17 protein-coding genes are annotated in these 18069 nt (G+C 69.2%); 10 read left to right on the top strand and 7 right to left on the bottom strand.

Annotated elements, in window-relative coordinates; all coding sequences use genetic code 11:
• Positions 1 to 19 precede the first annotated feature (19 nt).
• Genes G3N96_RS24375 through G3N96_RS24365 form a run of 3 tightly spaced genes read left to right on the top strand, consistent with a single transcriptional unit; the run spans position 20 to position 2619 of the window.
• Entirely contained in the window at positions 20 to 1453 is a 1434-nt protein-coding gene (locus G3N96_RS24375; RefSeq protein ID WP_206138768.1) for an NAD(P)/FAD-dependent oxidoreductase, read from the top strand.
• Positions 1454 to 1498: 45 nt separating this feature from the next.
• Entirely contained in the window at positions 1499 to 2029 is a 531-nt protein-coding gene (locus tag G3N96_RS24370) for a hypothetical protein (RefSeq protein ID WP_206138767.1), read from the top strand.
• Positions 2026 to 2619, top strand: a complete 594-nt coding sequence (locus G3N96_RS24365; RefSeq protein ID WP_206138766.1) for a peroxidase-related enzyme — start codon at positions 2026 to 2028, stop codon at positions 2617 to 2619. The genes G3N96_RS24370 and G3N96_RS24365 overlap by 4 nt, the downstream gene beginning before the upstream one ends.
• A gap of 45 nt (positions 2620 to 2664) precedes the next feature.
• Here the strand turns inward: G3N96_RS24365 and G3N96_RS24360 are convergent, their stop codons facing one another.
• The gene (locus G3N96_RS24360) at positions 2665 to 3096 is read right to left on the bottom strand and encodes an Lrp/AsnC family transcriptional regulator (RefSeq protein ID WP_039354504.1); all 432 of its coding nucleotides are present in this window, start codon (positions 3094 to 3096) and stop codon (positions 2665 to 2667) included.
• A 298-nt stretch (positions 3097 to 3394) separates the two neighbouring features.
• Between G3N96_RS24360 and G3N96_RS24355 the strand changes: the two genes are divergently transcribed.
• Both G3N96_RS24355 and G3N96_RS24350 read left to right on the top strand, forming a co-directional pair.
• Positions 3395 to 4474: an ornithine cyclodeaminase gene (locus G3N96_RS24355; protein ID WP_206138765.1), complete on the top strand. Its 1080-nt coding sequence runs from the start codon at positions 3395 to 3397 to the stop codon at positions 4472 to 4474.
• Positions 4475 to 4536: 62 nt separating this feature from the next.
• Positions 4537 to 5547 carry an arginine deiminase-related protein gene (locus G3N96_RS24350; protein ID WP_206138764.1) on the top strand — a complete coding sequence of 337 codons (1011 nt, stop codon included), beginning with the start codon at positions 4537 to 4539 and terminating at the stop codon, positions 5545 to 5547.
• A 250-nt stretch (positions 5548 to 5797) separates the two neighbouring features.
• On the opposite strand, the gene G3N96_RS24345 is transcribed toward G3N96_RS24350, so the two are convergent.
• From G3N96_RS24345 to G3N96_RS24320, 6 genes are all read right to left on the bottom strand, one after another.
• Entirely contained in the window at positions 5798 to 6304 is a 507-nt protein-coding gene (locus G3N96_RS24345; RefSeq protein ID WP_206138763.1) for a GNAT family N-acetyltransferase, read from the bottom strand.
• Positions 6301 to 6606, bottom strand: a complete 306-nt coding sequence (locus G3N96_RS24340) for a DUF1778 domain-containing protein (RefSeq protein ID WP_206138762.1) — start codon at positions 6604 to 6606, stop codon at positions 6301 to 6303. Before G3N96_RS24340 ends, G3N96_RS24345 begins: the two co-directional genes overlap by 4 nt.
• Positions 6607 to 6934: 328 nt before the next feature.
• A complete protein-coding gene (locus G3N96_RS24335; protein WP_206138761.1) occupies positions 6935 to 9679 on the bottom strand; it encodes an Hsp70 family protein in 2745 nt (914 codons plus the stop codon).
• A 5-nt stretch (positions 9680 to 9684) separates the two neighbouring features.
• Positions 9685 to 11526 (bottom strand): Hsp70 family protein, encoded by a 1842-nt coding sequence (locus G3N96_RS24330; protein ID WP_206138760.1) that lies wholly within the window; start codon positions 11524 to 11526, stop codon positions 9685 to 9687.
• Positions 11523 to 12110, bottom strand: coding sequence for a DUF2760 domain-containing protein (locus tag G3N96_RS24325; protein WP_069250834.1), 588 nt, complete (start codon positions 12108 to 12110; stop codon positions 11523 to 11525). The genes G3N96_RS24330 and G3N96_RS24325 overlap by 4 nt, the downstream gene beginning before the upstream one ends.
• A 252-nt stretch (positions 12111 to 12362) precedes the next feature.
• Positions 12363 to 12803 (bottom strand): Rrf2 family transcriptional regulator, encoded by a 441-nt coding sequence (locus G3N96_RS24320; protein ID WP_206138759.1) that lies wholly within the window; start codon positions 12801 to 12803, stop codon positions 12363 to 12365.
• 161 nt (positions 12804 to 12964) lie between these two features.
• On the opposite strand from G3N96_RS24320, the gene G3N96_RS24315 reads away from it, so the two are divergent.
• From G3N96_RS24315 to G3N96_RS24295, 5 genes are all read left to right on the top strand, one after another.
• Positions 12965 to 13879 (top strand): NAD(P)/FAD-dependent oxidoreductase, encoded by a 915-nt coding sequence (locus G3N96_RS24315; protein WP_206138758.1) that lies wholly within the window; start codon positions 12965 to 12967, stop codon positions 13877 to 13879.
• A gap of 147 nt (positions 13880 to 14026) precedes the next feature.
• Complete coding sequence (locus G3N96_RS24310) at positions 14027 to 14953, top strand: LysR substrate-binding domain-containing protein (RefSeq protein ID WP_206138757.1); 927 nt, start codon at positions 14027 to 14029, stop codon at positions 14951 to 14953.
• A gap of 128 nt (positions 14954 to 15081) precedes the next feature.
• The gene (locus G3N96_RS24305; protein WP_206138756.1) at positions 15082 to 16212 is read left to right on the top strand and encodes a DSD1 family PLP-dependent enzyme; all 1131 of its coding nucleotides are present in this window, start codon (positions 15082 to 15084) and stop codon (positions 16210 to 16212) included.
• A gap of 109 nt (positions 16213 to 16321) precedes the next feature.
• Positions 16322 to 17293, top strand: coding sequence for an ornithine cyclodeaminase family protein (locus G3N96_RS24300; RefSeq protein WP_206138755.1), 972 nt, complete (start codon positions 16322 to 16324; stop codon positions 17291 to 17293).
• A gap of 22 nt (positions 17294 to 17315) precedes the next feature.
• Positions 17316 to 18038, top strand: a complete 723-nt coding sequence (locus G3N96_RS24295) for an HAD-IA family hydrolase (RefSeq protein WP_206138754.1) — start codon at positions 17316 to 17318, stop codon at positions 18036 to 18038.
• The last annotated feature ends 31 nt before the right edge of the window (positions 18039 to 18069 follow it).

Genomic DNA, 18069 nt, shown 5'->3' with positions numbered 1-18069 from the left:
GGACCCGCCCGGAGGCGGCATGACGACATCGCTCGATGCACTCCCCGCACTCGAAGCCCGACTCGCGCAAGACCTGCGCTGGCTCGACCTGCCCGCGCCGTCGTGGGTGCCGCCGCGCGAGGCCGACGGCACACGCGTGCTCGACGTCGCGATCGTCGGCGGGGGCATGGCCGGGCTCGCGGCGTCCGCCGAACTGCGCCTGCTCGGCATCGACAACCAGTGCGTGATCGACCGCGCGCCGGCCGGCTACGAAGGCCCGTGGGTCACGTTCGCGCGGATGGACACGCTGCGCTCGCCGAAACAGCTCGCGGGCCCCGCGCTCGGCCTGCCCGCGCTGACGTTCCGCGCGTGGTTCGAAGCGCAATACGGCCGCGACGCGTGGGATGCGCTCTACAAGATTCCGCGCACGCAATGGATGGACTACCTGCGCTGGTACCGGCGCGTGCTCGACCTGCAGGTGCGCAACGACACCACGCTCGTCGCGCTGTGCCCGCGCGACGACGGCCTGCTCGCGCTCGACGTGCGCGGCAACGGCGAAGCGCAGACGCTGCTCGCGCGGCACGTGGTGCTCGCCACCGGCCGCGACGGGCTCGGCGGCCCGTACGTACCGCCCGTCGCGCAACGCGCGCCGCGCACGCGCTGGGCCCATTCGTCCGAGCCGATCGATTTCGCGGCGCTCGCGGGCAAGCGCATCGGCGTGGTCGGCGCCGGTGCGTCCGCGTTCGACAATGCGGGCACCGCGCTCGAAGCCGGCGCCGCACGCGTCGACCTGTTCTTCCGCCGCACGGACATTCCGCGCATCAACAAGCTGACGGGCATCGGCAGCCCGGGGCTCGTGCACGGCTACGCCGATCTCGACGACGCGACGAAATGGCGCTTCATGCACTACGCGCTGACGTCGCAGACGCCGCCGCCGCGCGACAGCGTGCTGCGCGTGTCGCGTCACGCACATGCGCACTTTCATGCGGGCAGCCCGATCGAGACGCTCGCGGAACACGCCGACGGCCTCGACGTGACGACGCCGCGCGGACGCTACACGGTCGACTTCCTGATCTTCGCGACCGGCTTTCATTCGGACTGGACGACGCGCGCGGAATTCGCGTCGTTCGGCGCGCAGGTGCGGCGCTGGAAGGACCGCTACCGACCGGAGCCGGGCACGTGGATCGACGAGCTCGCCGAGTCGCCCGATCTCGGCCCCGCGTTCGCGTTCCAGGAGCGCGAGCCCGGCGCGTGCGCGGCCATCACGCGAATTCACTGCTTCAACCATGCGGCGAGCCTGAGCCACGGCAAGCTGTCCGGCGATATCCCGGCCATCAGCGCGGGCGCCAGGCGGCTCGCGCGCGGGATTGCGAGCCGGCTGTTCGACGCGGACCGCGATCGCCACTACGACGCGCTCGTCGCGTACGCGAACGCCGAACTGCAAGGCGACGAATGGCGCGACGCCGACGCATGAGCGCGCGTTCATCGATCACATTGACGACGAAGGGAACCCGAAACGATGACTGAATCCATCACGCCGGCCGATGCGCCGGACACGATCGATGCGGTGGCCGGCCTGCGCGATGGCGACGCCGTCGCCGCGCTGCGTCGCGCACGCGACAAGGTGCTGCGCCATACGCGGCTGAGCGAAGCGGCGCTGTTCGATCCCGCGTTGCCCGATCTTTCGTTAATCGAACGACTGCACGCGGCGCGGTATGTCGCAGAAAAATCGAACGCTCGCGTACTGGCCGGCACCTATCGCGCACGACTGGTCGATGCAGGCGGCACGCTCGACGATATCGCACGCGCGGACGCCGATGCATTCGACACCTTGCCCCGCCGCCTCGGCGCGATCCTCGCGCATGCCCGCCTGCTGACGCGCTCGCCGGTCGATGCACGCCCGTCCGATCTCGACGCGCTGAAGTCGGCCGGACTCACGACGCCCGCGATCGTCGCGCTGTCGCAGCTCGTGGCATTCGTCGCGTATCAGTTGCGCGTCGCGGTGGCCGCGCAGGCGCTTCAGGCGCGTGCAGCAACGGAGGCCGCATGACGACGACCACGCACGGCTTCACGTCCGACACGCTCGGCTGGCGGGCCTGGCTCGACACCGTTTCGCTCGATGCCGCGACGCCCGACCAGCTGGCCGTGCTCGAAGCGAGCCACCCGCAAGCGAAGACGTCCGACTATTACCTGCTGCTCGTCCATCTTCCCGAGATCCTGCGGCAACGCTCGGGCGTATTCAACGCGATCATGTACGGCCCCGGCGGGTTGTCGCGCGCGGAGCGTGAGCTGGCGAGCACGGCCGTGTCGCGTGTGAACGGCTGCGTGTACTGCGCGTCCGTGCATGCGCAGCGCTTTACCCAGCTCGCGAAACGCACCGACGCGATCGAGCAGGTGTTCGACGATCCGGCCACGGCCGGCACGACGGCGCGCGAACGCGCGATCATTCGCTATGCGATCGCGCTGACGGAGCGGCCGGATACGGTCGACGCGGGCGATATCGCCGCGCTGGAAGCCGAAGGGCTGACACATGAGGAGATTCTCGACCTGTCGCACGCGGTCGCGATCTTCGCGTGGGCGAACCGGTTGATGCTGACGCTGGGCGAGCCGGTGTTTCCGGAATCGGCGACCAGCGCCTGACACCTGCGCAAACCTGGGTGCTGACGCAGGCGCCGCCTGCCCGCGTCACGCCTTGTGCGTCGACAGCAAAATACTCGTCTCGGTATTCGCGATTCCGTCGATCAGCCGGATCGCGCCGAGCACGCGATCGAAGTGCTCGAGCGAATCGGCATGCAGCTCGGCGACGAGATCCCAGCGCCCGTTGGTGCTGTGGATCGACGCGACGTTCGGATGCCCGCGCAGCACCTTCACCACTTCCGCGCCGCGATTGCCCTGCACGGCGATCGACATCAGCGCGCGGATCCGGTGCCGTTCGGCCGCCGGCTTGAGCCGCACCGTATAGCCGACGATCACGCCGTGCTTCTCCAGCCGCGTCAGCCGGTTCTGCACGGTCGCGCGCGCGACGCGCAATTCCTTCGCCAGCGCGACGACGGGCAGTCGCGCGTTGTCGCGCAGCAGCGCGATGAGCTGCCGGTCGACGTCGTCGAGCGTGATCATGAACGGGCCTTCCTGTTGAACGTAAACCGGCCGCCAGCGTGCCGGAGCCTTTGCATTCCGCCCCGCGCCACTTGGTCAAATCGCCATATCTGGCCAGCAATTTGCCAAGTCTATCGATAAATCTGCCACTTTTGCCGTCTTTTTGTTGGCTCGACTCGCGGAAATAATGGCTCTATCGACCGGCGGGAAAGGCCGCGCCGCCGCTTTCCAGGAAGCCGGGACGCGCGCCCGGGCATCGTCCGGTCGACCAGAACGCCAGGGACACCCGTACCGGCACTGAGCATATGGAGACAGACGCATGACCCGCTTCCTCGACGTTCCCGCCACCGCCCGACTGATCGCCCAAACCGGCGTCACGACGTTCCTCCGCGAGCTCGTCGACACGCTGCGCGCCGATTACCTGCACTGGGCCGACTTCGACAAGTCGCCGCGCGTCGCATGCCACTCGCGCGACGGCGTGATCGAACTGATGCCCGTCGCGAACGCGTCGCTGTTCGCGTTCAAGTACGTGAACGGCCACCCCGTCAATGCCGCGCGCGGGATGCACACGGTGATGGCGTTCGGCGCGCTCGCCGAAGTCGATACCGGCTACCCGCTGCTGCTCGCCGAACTCACGCTGACCACCGCGCTGCGCACGGCCGCCACGTCGGTGCTCGCCGCGCAAGCCCTCGCCCGCCCCGATTCGCGCACGATGGCGCTGATCGGCAACGGCGCGCAGAGCGAATTCCAGGCGATCGCGTTCCACACGCTGCTCGGCATCGACGAAATCCGCGTGTTCGACGTCGATCCGCACGCGACCGACAAGCTCGTGCGGAACCTCGCCGCGTACCCGGCGCTGCGCGTGGTGCGCGCCGCGTCGACCGCCGACGCCGTGCGCGGCGCCGACATCGTGACGACCGTCACCGCCGACAAGGCGTACGCGACGATCGTCACGGCCGACATGATCGAGCCCGGCATGCACCTGAACGCCGTGGGCGGCGATTGCCCGGGCAAGACCGAACTCGAGGCGGGCGTGCTGCATGCGGGCCGCGTGTTCGTCGAATTCGAGCCGCAGTCGCGCATCGAGGGCGAGATCCAGCAGATGCCGGCCGACTTCCCCGTCACCGAGCTGTGGCGCGTGCTGCAGGGCGAGACGAGCGGCCGCGAACGCGCGGACGAAGTCACGGTGTTCGACTCGGTCGGCTTCGCGCTCGAGGATTACTCGGCGTTGCGCTACCTGTATGCGCTCGCGCAGCAGCACAACGCGGGCGTCGAGATCGCGCTGATTCCGCCGGCCGTCGACCCGAAGAACCTGTTCGCGCTGATCGACGATCCGGCCGCGATCGCGCAGGGCCACGCGGCATACGTGACCGAAGCCGTCGCCGCGTTCGCGCGCTGACCGTCATCCCCGGGCGGCCCGTGCGCCGCCCGGCCCCTTGCCTTTCGCTCCTGCCTTCTTCCATGAATCTCGTATCGATCCAGGCACCGGCCGCCGTCGTGATGATCCGGCCGCACCGCTTCCTGCCGAACCCGCAGACCGCGGCCGACAACGCTTTCCAGCGCACGGCCGGCGGCGCCGCGAACGACACGTCGTCCGTGTCGGCCGCCGCGCGCGACGAAGTCACCGCGGCTGCGCAGACGCTCGCCGACGCCGGCGTGCGCGTGCACGTGTTCGACGACCACGGCGAGCGCGACACGCCCGACTCGGTGTTCCCGAACAACTGGTTCTCGACGCACCCCGGCGGCCATGTTGCGCTGTATCCGATGTATAGCGCGAACCGCCGCCGTGAGCGGCGCGCGGACGTGATCGAAATGCTGAAGGCCGAGTACCGCGTGCAGGACGTAATCGACTACTCGGGCCTCGAATACGACGACGTGTTCCTCGAAGGCACCGGCGCAATGGTGCTCGACCACGTCGCGCGGATCGCGTACACCGCGCGTTCGCGCCGTGCCGATCCGGTCGCGCTCGAACGCTTCTGCACGAACTTCAATTTCGAGCCGATCTGCTTCGATACGGCCGATGCCGACGGGCGGCCGATCTATCACACGAACGTGATGATGAGTGTCGCGACCGAGTTCGCGATGGTCGGCCTCGAACTCATTGCCGACAGCCGTCGTCGTGACGAGATCGCGCAACGGCTGGCCGAAACGGGGCGCACGGTGATCGCGCTCGATGCATCGCAGATCGCGAATTTCGCGGGCAATACGCTGGAATTGTCGGGGACGGCGGGCCGCGTGCTCGCGCTGTCGCGGCGCGCGTACGACTGCCTCACGCCGGTGCAGCGCGCGACGATCGAGCGTTCGGCACGGCTGCTGCCGCTCGACGTGCCGACGATCGAGCTGGCCGGCGGATCGGTGCGCTGCATGCTGGCGGGGATTCATCTGGCGCGGCGGGCGGCCATGCAGAACGCACCGGACGTGCCTGCAATCGAATTGGCCAAACCGCAGCGTGCGCGGGAACCGCGGATTTGACATTGAGAGGCGAAAAGCCCGCAACGTTTGTCGTTTGATACGCCAGTGCGGAGCAGTCTCGGTACGGCTGCCACCGAGCGCAGCAAACGGCGCTGCCACAGGTACCGACACGCACGTCTGTGCGGCCGTCGCGGTCAGTTGGTTAAGCAGGTGGGCATATCAGGCTCCGTCCTCGGCAGGCGTCATGTCGATCAGCCGGAGCAAGCTAGTATGCAACGCCATGGTCGGTCGGGACATGTTCGATGCGCGCTCACGTCAACGACGCGCGCAAATCGGTCAGTGTGATCATGACTGTCATAGGGTCAAGCGGCGACGGCTCGAATCCGACCTGCAGATAGAAGCGCTGCGCGTCGGCCGACAGTGCATGTGCGAGCAGCCCGCGAATCCCGATGGTGTCGGCCGCCTGCATGACCCGTAGCCCGGCGTCACGCAAGAGCCCGCGGCCCAGTCCGCGGCCCTGCCAGGCCCGGTCTACCGCGAGCCTGGCCAACACAACGACCGGTACGGGGTCCGGCATGTTGCGGCGAAACCGTCCGGGCGCGGCCGCGACATCCACCGCACCCGACGCTAGCGCGTAGTAGGCAACGACGCGCTGGTCATCACACACCACGAAGGTACGTGACGCTCCGCTCACGTGGTTACGCAGGGCTCTCCGCTTGAGCCAATCGTCCAGGCTCGGCTCACCCGAATCGAAGGCGTCCAGGGCGCCCGCCTGCGCATGTTCCAGCGTAATCGGGGTGGGCGCGCGCAGCGTCATGCGACGGGGTCGGCCGAGCCGTCCCACGGCGCGGGCGTCTGCATCGTGCGCCGCAACTGGGGATTCGGCGCCGGTGACACCTCGAGCCGCGCGACGAACGCGGCATACGCGTCGGGACTGGCGCGCACCAGCGTCGCCTCGAGCAGGGTTTCCTCAGCGGCCGCGCGGGCAGCGGACAGGATGAAGTCGGTGCGGTTCTGCCCGCGTGCGGCGGCCGCGCGATCGATCAGGTCGCGTTCGTCAGGCTGCACGCGCAAGTTCAGGGTGTCGCGCTTGGTCGAGGGGCTATGGGTAGCGGACATGGAGGAGCCTCCGGTCAACAAGAGTTCTTGGATACCCATATTGTACTGACATTGTCAGTACAATTCCACCGACTTCAAGGTTCAGAATGCGGTCTACGTGTTTTGACACGTTAAACACAATGCCGCTAATACCCTTTAGCGGCATTGAAAGAATCGAAAGAAAAACCCGGCCGGGACATACAAGGCGGGAACAGAATCCGTCTGCGACTATCGCGCCCTCTTCAGGCGCATAGTTGGCTAGCGGCCAGGTGGCCGGATCGGCCCAGCTAAGTTGCTTGCATCTTCACTACCCTCTCCGAACGGTGCCTAAACGTGTGGCAGTACGCGCTCACCCCGCCAGCAGCTTCAACCCCGCCGGCAGCGTTTCGCCGAACACGCGCACCGTGTCGGCTTCGTCGAACGCGATGGCCTCGCGCACCATGTCGATCCACGCCGCCGACGCATTCGCGGCCGACAGGCGCTTGATCACGGCCTCGCGCGTGTCGTCCGGCAGGTCGCGCGAACGGTCGCTGGTCATGCGTGCAATCTGAGCGGCCGCGAAGGCGGCCGGTTCGACCTGTTTCCAGTCGAGCGCGAACAGCGCATCGAGCCAGCCGGTGGCGATTTCCGCCGGCACGACGCTGTGCGCGCTGCCGTAGAACGGCCGGCGCGCACCGATACGCCCGAGTGCCCATGCGCACAGCGCACGCTCGCCCGGTTTCTGCAATTGCGCGATCAGCCGCTCGGCCAGCTCGACCTTGCGTTCGACGGGCAGTCGCTCGAGCGACGCGGACAGCCGCGTCATATCGGCCGGCCCGACCTTGCCTGGATCGAACGGCAGCTTGCGCCGCTTGTCGTCGGTCGGTTCGAGGAACGCGATCGCGTCGCGCACCTGCGTCTGCGCGTCGTCGTCGAGGCCGCCGGCCACGCGCCGCCACAACGTCCACCACTCGGACCACACCTGAGCGTCGGTCACATACTGAATCCCGTCGTCGAACAGCGGCCACAGCTGCTCGATGCGCCATGCATCGAGCGGATGCCCGAAGCCCGGACGCAGGCAATAGCCGGCCAGGTTCAGCCAAGCACGTTCGTGATCGGCCGAGCGCCGGCGTCGCCGTGCACGCGCGAGCAGTGCATCGAACAGTTCGCGCGCGAGCTCGACGTCCCACTCCTCACGCGCACCGAGCACCTGCTCAAGCTGCGCGCGCAGCCGGCGCGTATCTTTCGGCGTGACGCCGGCGGCCTTGCTGCCGAACGAGCGCTCGATCAGTTCGAGCGCCTGGTCGAGCCGCGGATGCCGCGCGAGCGCAGCGTCGTCGCCCTGCGCAGGCGCATCGCCGCGCAACTGGAATTCGAGCCGCCAGCGACGCGACGCATCGTCGGTCGCGATGCAGTGCATTTCGAGCGTGCCAACCTCGGTCAGCGACGCGGTGAGCTTCACCGGCGTTTCGCGCGCATCGCCGCCCGCTTTTGCGTCGACGACCGTCGCGATCGGCGGCAGCCGCACGAAATCGCCGCCGCCGAGATCGACGAGATCGCCGGGCCGGTACGCGGTGTCGGCCACCGTGGATACGAGGTGGAAACGCACCGGCTGCCCGAGTTGCAGCGCGAACGTGCGTTCGTCGAGCCGGATCTCGTGGCCCTCCTCCGTGCCGCGCGGCAGCAGGCAGACGCCACGCGCGGCCGCGCCTTCGGCGCCATCGTCGAGCACGAGGAAATAGCTGCGCGCGGAACCGCCGCCGATGCGCGGCGCATGCCCCGCACGCGCGAGCCCGTAGGCCACCGCGCCGCGCGCGACCGCGACGTCCGGATGCGCGTTGTGCAGCACGTCGAGCGGCGCGCCGCGCCACGCGCCGAGCGTCTGCGCGAGACGGCCGGCGAGCGCGCCCGCGCGGAACACGCCGCCGTTGAGCAGCAGCGTGTCGGGCAGCGGGCCTTCCGCATGACGATTCAGGAACGCGGCGACGTGCCGCGTGACGGCCGCGTCGCTCGCATACGGCAGCCCGAATTCGACGATCGCGGCGCGCGCACGGCGTGGCAGCTCGCCGGCTTCGACCTGCGGAAAGAAACCGTCGACGACGATCTGCTCGACTTCCTGCCGCGTCAGCTCGGCCGAACGCGCGCCGCCGACGAGCTTGCTCCCCGCGCCGAGCAGCGTGACGTTGACGGATTCGGGGGCATCGTCGCCGAGCAGCCGCTCCTTCGCGGCACGGCAACGCTCGACGAGCTGCGACAGGCTCGCGGCGGACAGCCGCGTGCCGGGCTCGGTCAGCCGCGACTCGACCAGGCGCGCGAGCGCGAGGTCCATGTTGTCGCCGCCGAGCATCAGGTGGTTGCCGACGCCGACGCGCGTGAACGTCGGCTCGCCGTCGCCGCCCGGCGCGACATCGACGAGCGTGAGATCGGTCGTGCCGCCGCCGACGTCGCAGATCAGCACGCGGCGCGCAGCGGCAAACGTGTCGCGCAGCGTGTCGCGCTGCCCGTACAGCCAGTCGTAGAACGCGGCCTGCGGCTCTTCCAGCAGCCGCAGCGCGGGCAGCTTCGCACGCCGCGCGGCCTCGACCGTCAGCGCACGCGCGCCGTCGTCGAACGACGCGGGCACCGTCAGGATCACGTCCTGCTTCGCGAGCGGCGCATCGGGAAAGCGGGCGTCCCACGCGTCACGCACATGCGCGAGATAGCTCGCGCTCGCATCGACCGGCGACACCTTGTCGACGCCGTCGGCCGCGCCCCACGGCAGGATCGCCGCGAGCCGGTCGACCGACGCGTGCGACAGCCAGCTCTTCGCGCTCGCGACGAGCCGGCCCGGCACCTGCGCGCCGAGCGTGCGCGCGTAGCGGCCGATCACGGCCGGCGTCGCGCCGGCCGCGTTCGCTCTCGCGTGGGCCGCCCACGGCAGCCGCAGCGTGTCGGGCGGCAGCTCGCCCGCCGCCGGGTGATAGCGCACCGACGGCAGCAGCGGCTGCGCGGCCACCGCGCCGGGGCCGACCAGCTGCTCGACGTCGAACACGCGGATCGCGTCGGAACCGGCCTCGACGTATGCGACGACCGTATTGCTCGTGCCGAGGTCGATCCCGACCGTATAGCGCTTCATCGCGCTCAGGCGGCGCCGCGCACGTCGAACTCGACCTTCCAGCGCTCGTCCGTGCCGCTCGGGATCGCCTCGAGTTCGAGCGTGCCGGCTTCGGTCACGCGCGCATGCAGCTTCACGGGCACGACCTCGCCGACGGTGCGCCCTTCGGCGGGCAGCGTCGCCTGGATTTCCTCCAGCTCCTGCAGCTCTTCCGGCGACCAGTAGTCGAGCAGCGTGCCGACCTGGTCCTGGCGACGCACCGACGACCCGAAGAAGCGGAACTGCACCGGTTCGCCGACGACGAGGCCGAACTCCTGCGGCGGCAGCGCCGCGTCCGAGCCTTCCTCCATCCCGAACGGCGCGACGCACAGCGCCTGCACCGGCGGTTCGAGCCCCGGCACGGCCGGCATCGCCGATTCGATCGCGACGTAGTACGCACGCGCCGTGCCGCCGCGAATGCGCACGCCACGGCCGCGCTTCACGTAACCGTAGTACGCGGCGCCACGGGCAACCGCGAGATCGAGATCCGCGCCTTCGAGCAGGCGCGCGGGCGGCGCACCAACGGCTGCGAGCCACCCGTTGAGCGTATCGAGCACGCGCTGCGTGAGCAGCGTCGACTTGAACACGCCGCCGTTGAACAGCACGGCGGTCGGATGCAGGAACGTCGCGCCTTGCGGCAGCGTGCGCTGCACGCCTTCGAGCGAATCGAGCGCCGCGACCTGGCGGCCGAGGAACGCCGCGAGATGGCGCGTGATGCCCGCGTCCTGCGCATACGGCAGGCCGAGCTGCGTCAGGCCGACGCGCGCGCGGCTCACCGGGCGCGCGGCTGCGTCGACTTGCGGGAAGAAGCCTTCGAGGATCGTCTGCGTGAGTTCCGCGCGCGTCAGCTCCGTGCGGATCGAGCCGCCGATCAGCTTCGAGCCGCGGCTCGGCACGACGAGCGGCACCGCGTCGGTCGTCGGGTCGGACAGCAGCGTTTCCTTCGCGGAACGGCACGCGTACGTGAGCGCGCGCAGTTGCCACGGATCGGCCTGCGTGCCCTGCTGCGCGAGCTTGCGCGCGACGACATGCGCGAGCGCGAGGTCCATGTTGTCGCCGCCGAGCAGGATGTGCTCGCCGACCGCCACGCGATGCAGTTCGAGATTGCCGTCGCGCTCGACCACCGCGATCAGCGACAGGTCGGTCGTGCCGCCGCCGACGTCGACGCACAGGATCAGGTCGCCGACCTGCACCTGCTTGCGCCAGCCGCCCTGGCTCTTCTGGATCCAGCTGTACAGCGCGGCCTGCGGCTCCTCGAGCAGCGTCATCCGCGAGTAGCCGGCGGCGCGGGCGGCCTCGGCCGTCAGTTCGCGCGCGGCCGGGTCGAACGATGCGGGGATCGTGACCGACACGTCCTGATCGGCGAACGGCGCGTCGGGATGCGCGTGGTCCCACGCTTCGCGCAGGTGCGTCAGGTAGCGGATCGAGCTTTCCAGCGGCGACACGCGCGCCACTTCCGGCGGCGCATCGCTCGGCAGGATCGCCGCGCGGCGATCGACGCCCGGATGGCACAGCCAGCTCTTCGCGCTCGACACGAGGCGGATCGGCGTGCCGGCGCCGCGCGTGCGCGCCATCTCGCCGACCGCGAACGCGCGCGAGGCCGTCCACGGCAGCGTCAGGTCGCCCTGCGTGAGTTCGCTTTCATGCGGCAGGTAGAGGAACGACGGCAGCAGGTCGCGCGACTCCAGCGCGCCGGGCGCGGTGAGCTGCGCGATCGGCAGCACCTGCTGAGTGATGGTTTCGCCGTCGCTCGCGGCGCTGTCGACGTATGACAGCGCGCAATGGGTCGTCCCGAGATCGATACCGATCGAATAGCGCGGATCGCTCACAGTTCCACCTCCGCCGGTGCGACGACCGACGCGTCGTGGCTGCCCGTCAGCTTCGGCAGGCGCACGTCGGCGACCCGCCAGCCGCGATGGCTGACGGTGCCCGTGAACGGCGCGGCGCCGACCACGTTGCCGGTCACGCGCACGGCCGTCGCGTCGAAGCCGGCCGGCAGCGTCACGCGGCTGCCTTCGGCTTCGTCGCGCACCGGCACGATCGTGAAGTGTTCGCGCAGCGCGGCACGGCAGCCGTCGTGCACGAGGCGTGCGGCCGCGCCGATGTCGGCGTCCGCGTAGCCGGCGATGTCTTCCTCGACGAAGTCGATGAAGCGCGCATCGCGCTGCAGCAGGCCGAGCAGTTGCAGCGCAGCCTGCGGGCTCGCTTCGCGCAGTTCGGGCGCCGGCGCCTTCACGGGCGCGGCGGCGGGTGCCGGGGCCGGGGCAGCGGCGGGTGCCGGCGCGACCGGTGCCGGGGCGCCATCGCGCACGCGCAGCACACCGGCCGCGAACTCGCGGTTACCGAGTACGGAGAAGAACGTGCCGACGGCCAGCGACAGCCGGCCGAAGAAGGACAGGTTGGATTCGGGCATGGGGTCTGGACTCCTGTGGGCTCGCGGCAGGGCGAGCGTTTCTTGCCTGGGCGCCCGGCGGCGGCGTGCGGATGGCGCACTGGCGCCGCCCGGCGCGTGATTCGGTCGCGCCCTCGCGGGTGCGGAAAACCCGTATTTTGCCCTGTGGCGGGCGAACCGGGCAGAAGTTGGGGGACAGAACATCGCGGCGCAGCGTTTTCGGCCGCGTTGGCGCGCGCATCGCGCGACGCCCGGCCGCGATGCTGCGGCGCGTCAGCGCGGCTTGCGTCGCTTCGCGTGCTTCGCCTCGAAATCGCGCGACAGCATGCCGAGCGTGACTTCGCCGAAGCGCGCGAGCAGCGTCGTCTCGGCCTCCTTCAGCGTGGCCGACAGGTGCGCATTGACGGCCTGCTCGACCAGGCATTCGGCCTCGTCGTCGGTCACCAGATCGGAGAACAGCGGCGGCTCGCCCACCGCGCGATAGACGTCGAGCAGCGTGATGTCGTCGAGCGCGACGCTCAGCATCCAGCCGCCGCCATGCCCCTTCTCCGACTGCACGTAGCCGCAGTCGCGCAAGCCGCCGAGCAGGCGTCGCACGACCACCGGGTTGGTGCCCAGCATCGTCGCGATCGCTTCGGACGTCATCGGGCCGTCGGCCTGATCCATGTGGATCAGCGCATGCAGCATCCGCGACAAGCGGCTATCGGTTCTCACGAGCGGCGCTCTCCTCTCTCGAAACTTTTGAAGTTGCGTGAATGATACCATCGCCCTATCATGCAACTTCTCGTGTTTCGTGAGTTGGGTTGAGTTGAGTCGAGACGACCACCCTCGGAGCACGTCCGTCATTCACGCAAGTTCAGGAAAGGAGTCGGTGCATGCATGGCCATCATGAAGTGATCGTGATCGGCGGCAGCTTTGCAGGGCTGTCGGCCGCGATGCAGCTTGCGCGGGCGCGCCGCCGCGTGCTCGTCGTCGACGCCGGCCAGCCGCGCAACCGCTTTGCCGCGCACGCGCACGGCTTTTTAGGGCAGGACGGCAAGCCGCCCGCACAGATCGTCGAGCAAGCCGCCGCGCAGCTCGCCGCGTATCCCACCGTGCAGCGGATCGCAGGCGACGTGCGCACGGCCGAGCGCGATGTGGACGGCCGCTTCCACGTGACGCTCGCCGACGGCAGCCGTGCGAGCGCCGACCGGCTGATCCTCGCGACCGGCATCCGCGACGAACTGCCCGCGCTGCCGGGGCTGGCGGAACGCTGGGGGGTGAGCGTGCTGCATTGTCCGTACTGCCATGGATACGAAGTGAGCGGCCAGCGGCTCGGTGTGCTCGCCACGCATCCGCTGTCGGTGCATCAGGCGATCCTGATTCCGGATTGGGGCCCGACGACGTGGTTCACGCAGGGTGTAGTCGAGGCGAACGAAGAAGAAGCCACGTTATTCGATGCGCGCGGCGTGCGCATCGAGCGGTCGCCGGTCGTCGAAATCATCGGCGATGCGCCGCGGATCGATGCGTTGCGGCTCGCCGACGGGCAGGTCGTGCCGATCGATGCGCTGTTCGTCGGCGCGCGCACGGCGATGGCGAGCGATCTCGCGCAGCAGCTCGGCTGTGCATTCGACGACGGGCCGCTCGGCCCGGTCGTGCGCGTCGATGCAATGAAGCAGACGAGCGTCGCCGGCGTGTTCGCGGCCGGCGACGCGTCGACACCGATGAGCAACGCGACGTTCGCATCGGCGTCGGGCGTGATGGCCGGAGTGGCCGCGCACCGGTCGCTGATTGTCGGGCTCGGCCGGTAACGGTGCGGGGAGTCGCGGGCCGTGTGATTCGAAGCGGCCGGGCAATCCGATTCGATGCGCGGCCGACGCGATCCACCGCCGCATCGATGGATTCGCGTCGCAATGTGCGGTTTAATGCTCGGCACACCCAGCATTAAGAGACACGAAATGCTCGACCTCGACGACCTTCGACTCGTCCGCGCGATCGGCACGTCGCGCTCGCTGGCCGCGGCCGCGCGGCTGCTCGATCTCACGCCGCCCGCGGTCACGATTCGCCTGCAGCGGATGGAAGCGCGACTGAACGCACGGCTCGCCGTGCGGCAGCCGAAAGGAATCGCGTTGACCGACGAAGGGCAACGGCTGTACCAGGAAGCCGTCGACATCCTCGAGCGCGTGGAGGCGCTGCCGGTCAGCATCTCGGGCGACCACGGCGACGTGCGCGGCACGCTGCGCGTCGTCGCCCCGCTCGGCTTCGGCCGCAAGTACGTCGCGCGGATCGTGCGCGACGTGCAGCGCGCGCATCCGAAGCTCGACATCGCGCTCCACCTGTCGGAGAGCCCGTTGACCAGCGCGCCAGGCGCCGACGTGGTCGTTCACGTCGGCAGCCTCAAGTCGTCGTCGTGGATCGGGTATCCGCTCGCGCCGAATGACCGCTTCCTGTGCGCGAGCCCCGCCTATGCGCGCCGTATCAAGGAATTGAACCATCCGTCCGACCTCGCCCGCTACGACTGCCTGTGCCTGCGGGAGAACGACGAGGACATCCCGCGCTGGCGCTTCTCGCAAGGCGGCGACGTCAAGGGCGAACCGCGCCGGTCCGCCGTGATCCGCGTCAGCGGCGCGCTGTCGTCGAACGACGGCACCGTCATCACGGAATGGGCGCTGGCCGGGCTCGGGATCGTCGAGCGCTCGGAGTGGGACGTCGCGCCGCTGCTGGCGAACGGCAAGCTCGTGCGGTTGCTGCCCGACTGGCACCTGCCGCCGGCCCCCGTGACGGCGCTGCTGCCGTCGCGCACCGGCCGCTCCGCGCGGCAACGGGTGTTTCTCGAAGCCGCGACGCGGTTTCTCAGCCCGCCGCCGTGGCGCCGCGACGCGTGAGCCGCGCCACGGGCCACGCGATCCTGTTGATTAAACAGTCTTTAATGCAAGATTAGCAGCGCGTTAAACCCGAGACTCATCGACAGCCCTACAGTGTCCACATCGGCAACCCTCCGAGGCAACGCATCGTGGACCTTCAAACCCTCAACACCCCGGCCGCCCTGATCGACATCGGCCGCATGCAACACAACATCGGCCGCATGCAGGCGCATCTGGACGCGCTCGGCGTCCGCTTCCGGCCGCACGTCAAGACCACCAAGAGCACGCAAGTCGTCGATGCCCAGATCGCGGCCGGCGCACAGGGCATCACGGTGTCGACGCTCAAGGAAGCCGAACAGTTTTTCGCGCACGGTATCCGGGACATCGTCTACGCGGTCGGCATGGTGCCCGCGAAGCTGGGCCAGGCGCTCGCGCTGCGCCGGCAGGGTTGCGACCTGAAGCTCGTCGCCGACAGCCTGCCGGCCGCGCACGCGATCGCCGAATTCGGGCGCGCGCACGACGAGCGCTTCGACGTATGGATCGAGGTCGACGTCGACGGCCACCGCTCCGGGATTCCGCCCGACGCCGACCTGCTGATCGACGTGGGCCGCGCGCTGGTCGACGGCGGGATGGTGCTCGGCGGGGTGCTCGCGCACGCGGGCTCCAGCTACGAATACAGCACGCCCGACGCGCTGGCGGCGATCGCCGAGCAGGAACGCAGCCGCACCGTGCAAGCCGCGGAGCGCCTTCGGGCTGCCGGGCTGCCTTGCCCGGTCGTGAGCATCGGCTCGACCCCCACCGCCCTCGCGGCGGAACATCTCGAAGGCGTGACCGAAGTGCGCGCCGGCGTGTACGTGATGTTCGATCTCGTGATGCACAACGTCGGCGTGTGCGACCTGTCCGACATCGCGCTGTCGGTGCTGACCACCGTCATCGGGCACCAGGAAGAGAAAGGCTGGGCGATCGTCGACGCCGGCTGGATGGCGATGAGCCGTGACCGCGGCACGCAGCGCCAGGCGCACGACTTCGGCTACGGGCAGGTTTGCACCGAACACGGCGACGTGCTCGGCGACTACGTGATGAGCGCCGCCAACCAGGAGCACGGGATCGTGTCGCGGGCAGGCACGCCCGACGCCGGCATCGCGCAACGGTTTCCGATCGGCACCCGCCTGCGCATCCTGCCGAATCACGCGTGCGCCACCGGTGCGCAACATCCCGAATATCAGGCGATCGGAGAAGAAGGCGGTGCGCAGACGTGGCCGCGCTTCTACGGGTGGTGAGCAAAACCGCGCACCCGCGCCGTCCCGTCGATTCATTGACTATTTGTCCAAATCTGGACAAAATTTAAACCACCTCGATTTGCCTGGCGCCGAAAGCGCTTGCCCGAACATGCCGACCGACGACCGACTCCTGCTTCTCGACCGCGACACCGTCGCGCCCGCCCTTCAGGCCGCGCAAGTGACGGCGGCCGTTCGCGAAGCCTTCGTGCTGCACAGTCAACGGGCCGGACGCGTGTTCCCGGTGGTGCGCGAGAAACTGCACACTGGCGGCGTGTTCGGCATCAAGTCCGGCGACGTCGCGAATCAGGACCTGCTCGGGTTCAAGGCCGCCGGATTCTGGCCCGGCAACCGGGGGCTCGGCGGCGAACCGCATCAGGCCACCGTCGCGCTGTTCGACCCGGCCACGGGCCGACCGCTATGCATCATGGACGGCAATGCGATCACCACCGCGCGAACCGGCGCCGCCGGCGGCCTCGGTCTGCAACTGCTCGCGCGACGCGACAGCACGCGAATCTGCGTGTTCGGCACCGGCGTGCAGGCGCGCGTCCAGCTCGACTACGCACTCGGGCTGCTGCCGCAACGGTGCACCGTGCAGTACGTGAGCGCCAGCGGCAAGCCCGACCCGGCGTTCGAATCGGCCTTCCGGGAACGATGCACGATCGGCGTGGCGCGCGACGGGAACGACGCAGTGGCCAACAGCGACGTGGTGATCACGGCAACGCCCGGCGGCGGCCCGCTGTTCGATGCGGATGCGGTGCAGCCGGGCACCCACCTGACCTGCGTGGGGGCCGATACCGCGGGCAAGCGCGAACTGCCGGCAGGCGTGCTGGACCGCGCGCGGATTGTCGTGGACGATCACGACCAGGCACGCAGCATCGGCGAGTGCCAGTGGGCACCCGATTTGCCACGCACGGAAATCGGTGACATCCTCGCGGGAATCGCGACGGTCGACCGCGCGCCGCACGAGATCACCGTCTTCGACATGACCGGGCTCGCGCTGCAGGACCTGACCGTCGCACGCTTCCTGTATCGGCAGGCCCTCGAAAACGGCACCGGAATCTCCATTCCGTGGCCCTGGTAAACGAAACGCTCCGTCAACCTCCATGCGTCTCACCCAAGTTTCCGCGCTCTCGTTCGACCTGGACGACACCCTGTGGCCGTTCGGGCCATCCGTCGTACGGGCCGAAGGGGAGCTTCGCACGTGGCTGATCGAGCATGCGCCGGGTACCGAGCGGGTGCTGCCCACGCAGCAGGCGCTCAGCGACTTGCGTGAGGAATACGAACGATTGTGCCCCGATCTCGCCGGCGACTTCCGCGCGATGAGAATCGGCTCGATCCGGCTTGCGCTGGCGCGCGCGAACGAAGATGTCGCGCTCACCGACCGTGCGTACGCGGCCTTCTATGCCGCGCGCAACCGGGTCGAATTCTATGAAGATGCGTTGCCGGCGCTCGCGTGGTTGAGTGCGCGGTTTCCGTTGATCGCGGTGACCAACGGCAACGCGGATCTGCGGCTCACCGGCGGCGGCGAATTCTTTCGTGCGACGCTCAGCGCGCAGGCGTTCGGGGTCGCGAAGCCGGAGCCCGGGATCTTCCATGCGGCGGCGGAAGCGCTCGATGTGCGGCCGGCGGAAATGCTGCATGTCGGCGACGATTACCACCTCGATATCGTCGGCGCATTGAACGCGGGGCTGCAGGCGGCGTGGGTGGTGCGCGATACGCACCGGGAAGCGGAGCGTATGCAGCAGCAGGCCGCGACGCCGCACGTCACGCTCAGCGACCTGTCGATGCTGTGCCGCATGCTCGGTGGGCCTGACGACGTGGCGTGAGCCCCTGCGTGCGCCGCGTTCGCGACGCACG

The organism is Burkholderia sp. Se-20373, from assembly GCF_017104705.1.
Classification (GTDB): Bacteria; Pseudomonadota; Gammaproteobacteria; order Burkholderiales; family Burkholderiaceae; genus Burkholderia.
The sequence above is the reverse complement of the archived record's forward strand: the minus strand, read 5'-3'. Positions and strand labels throughout refer to the sequence as shown.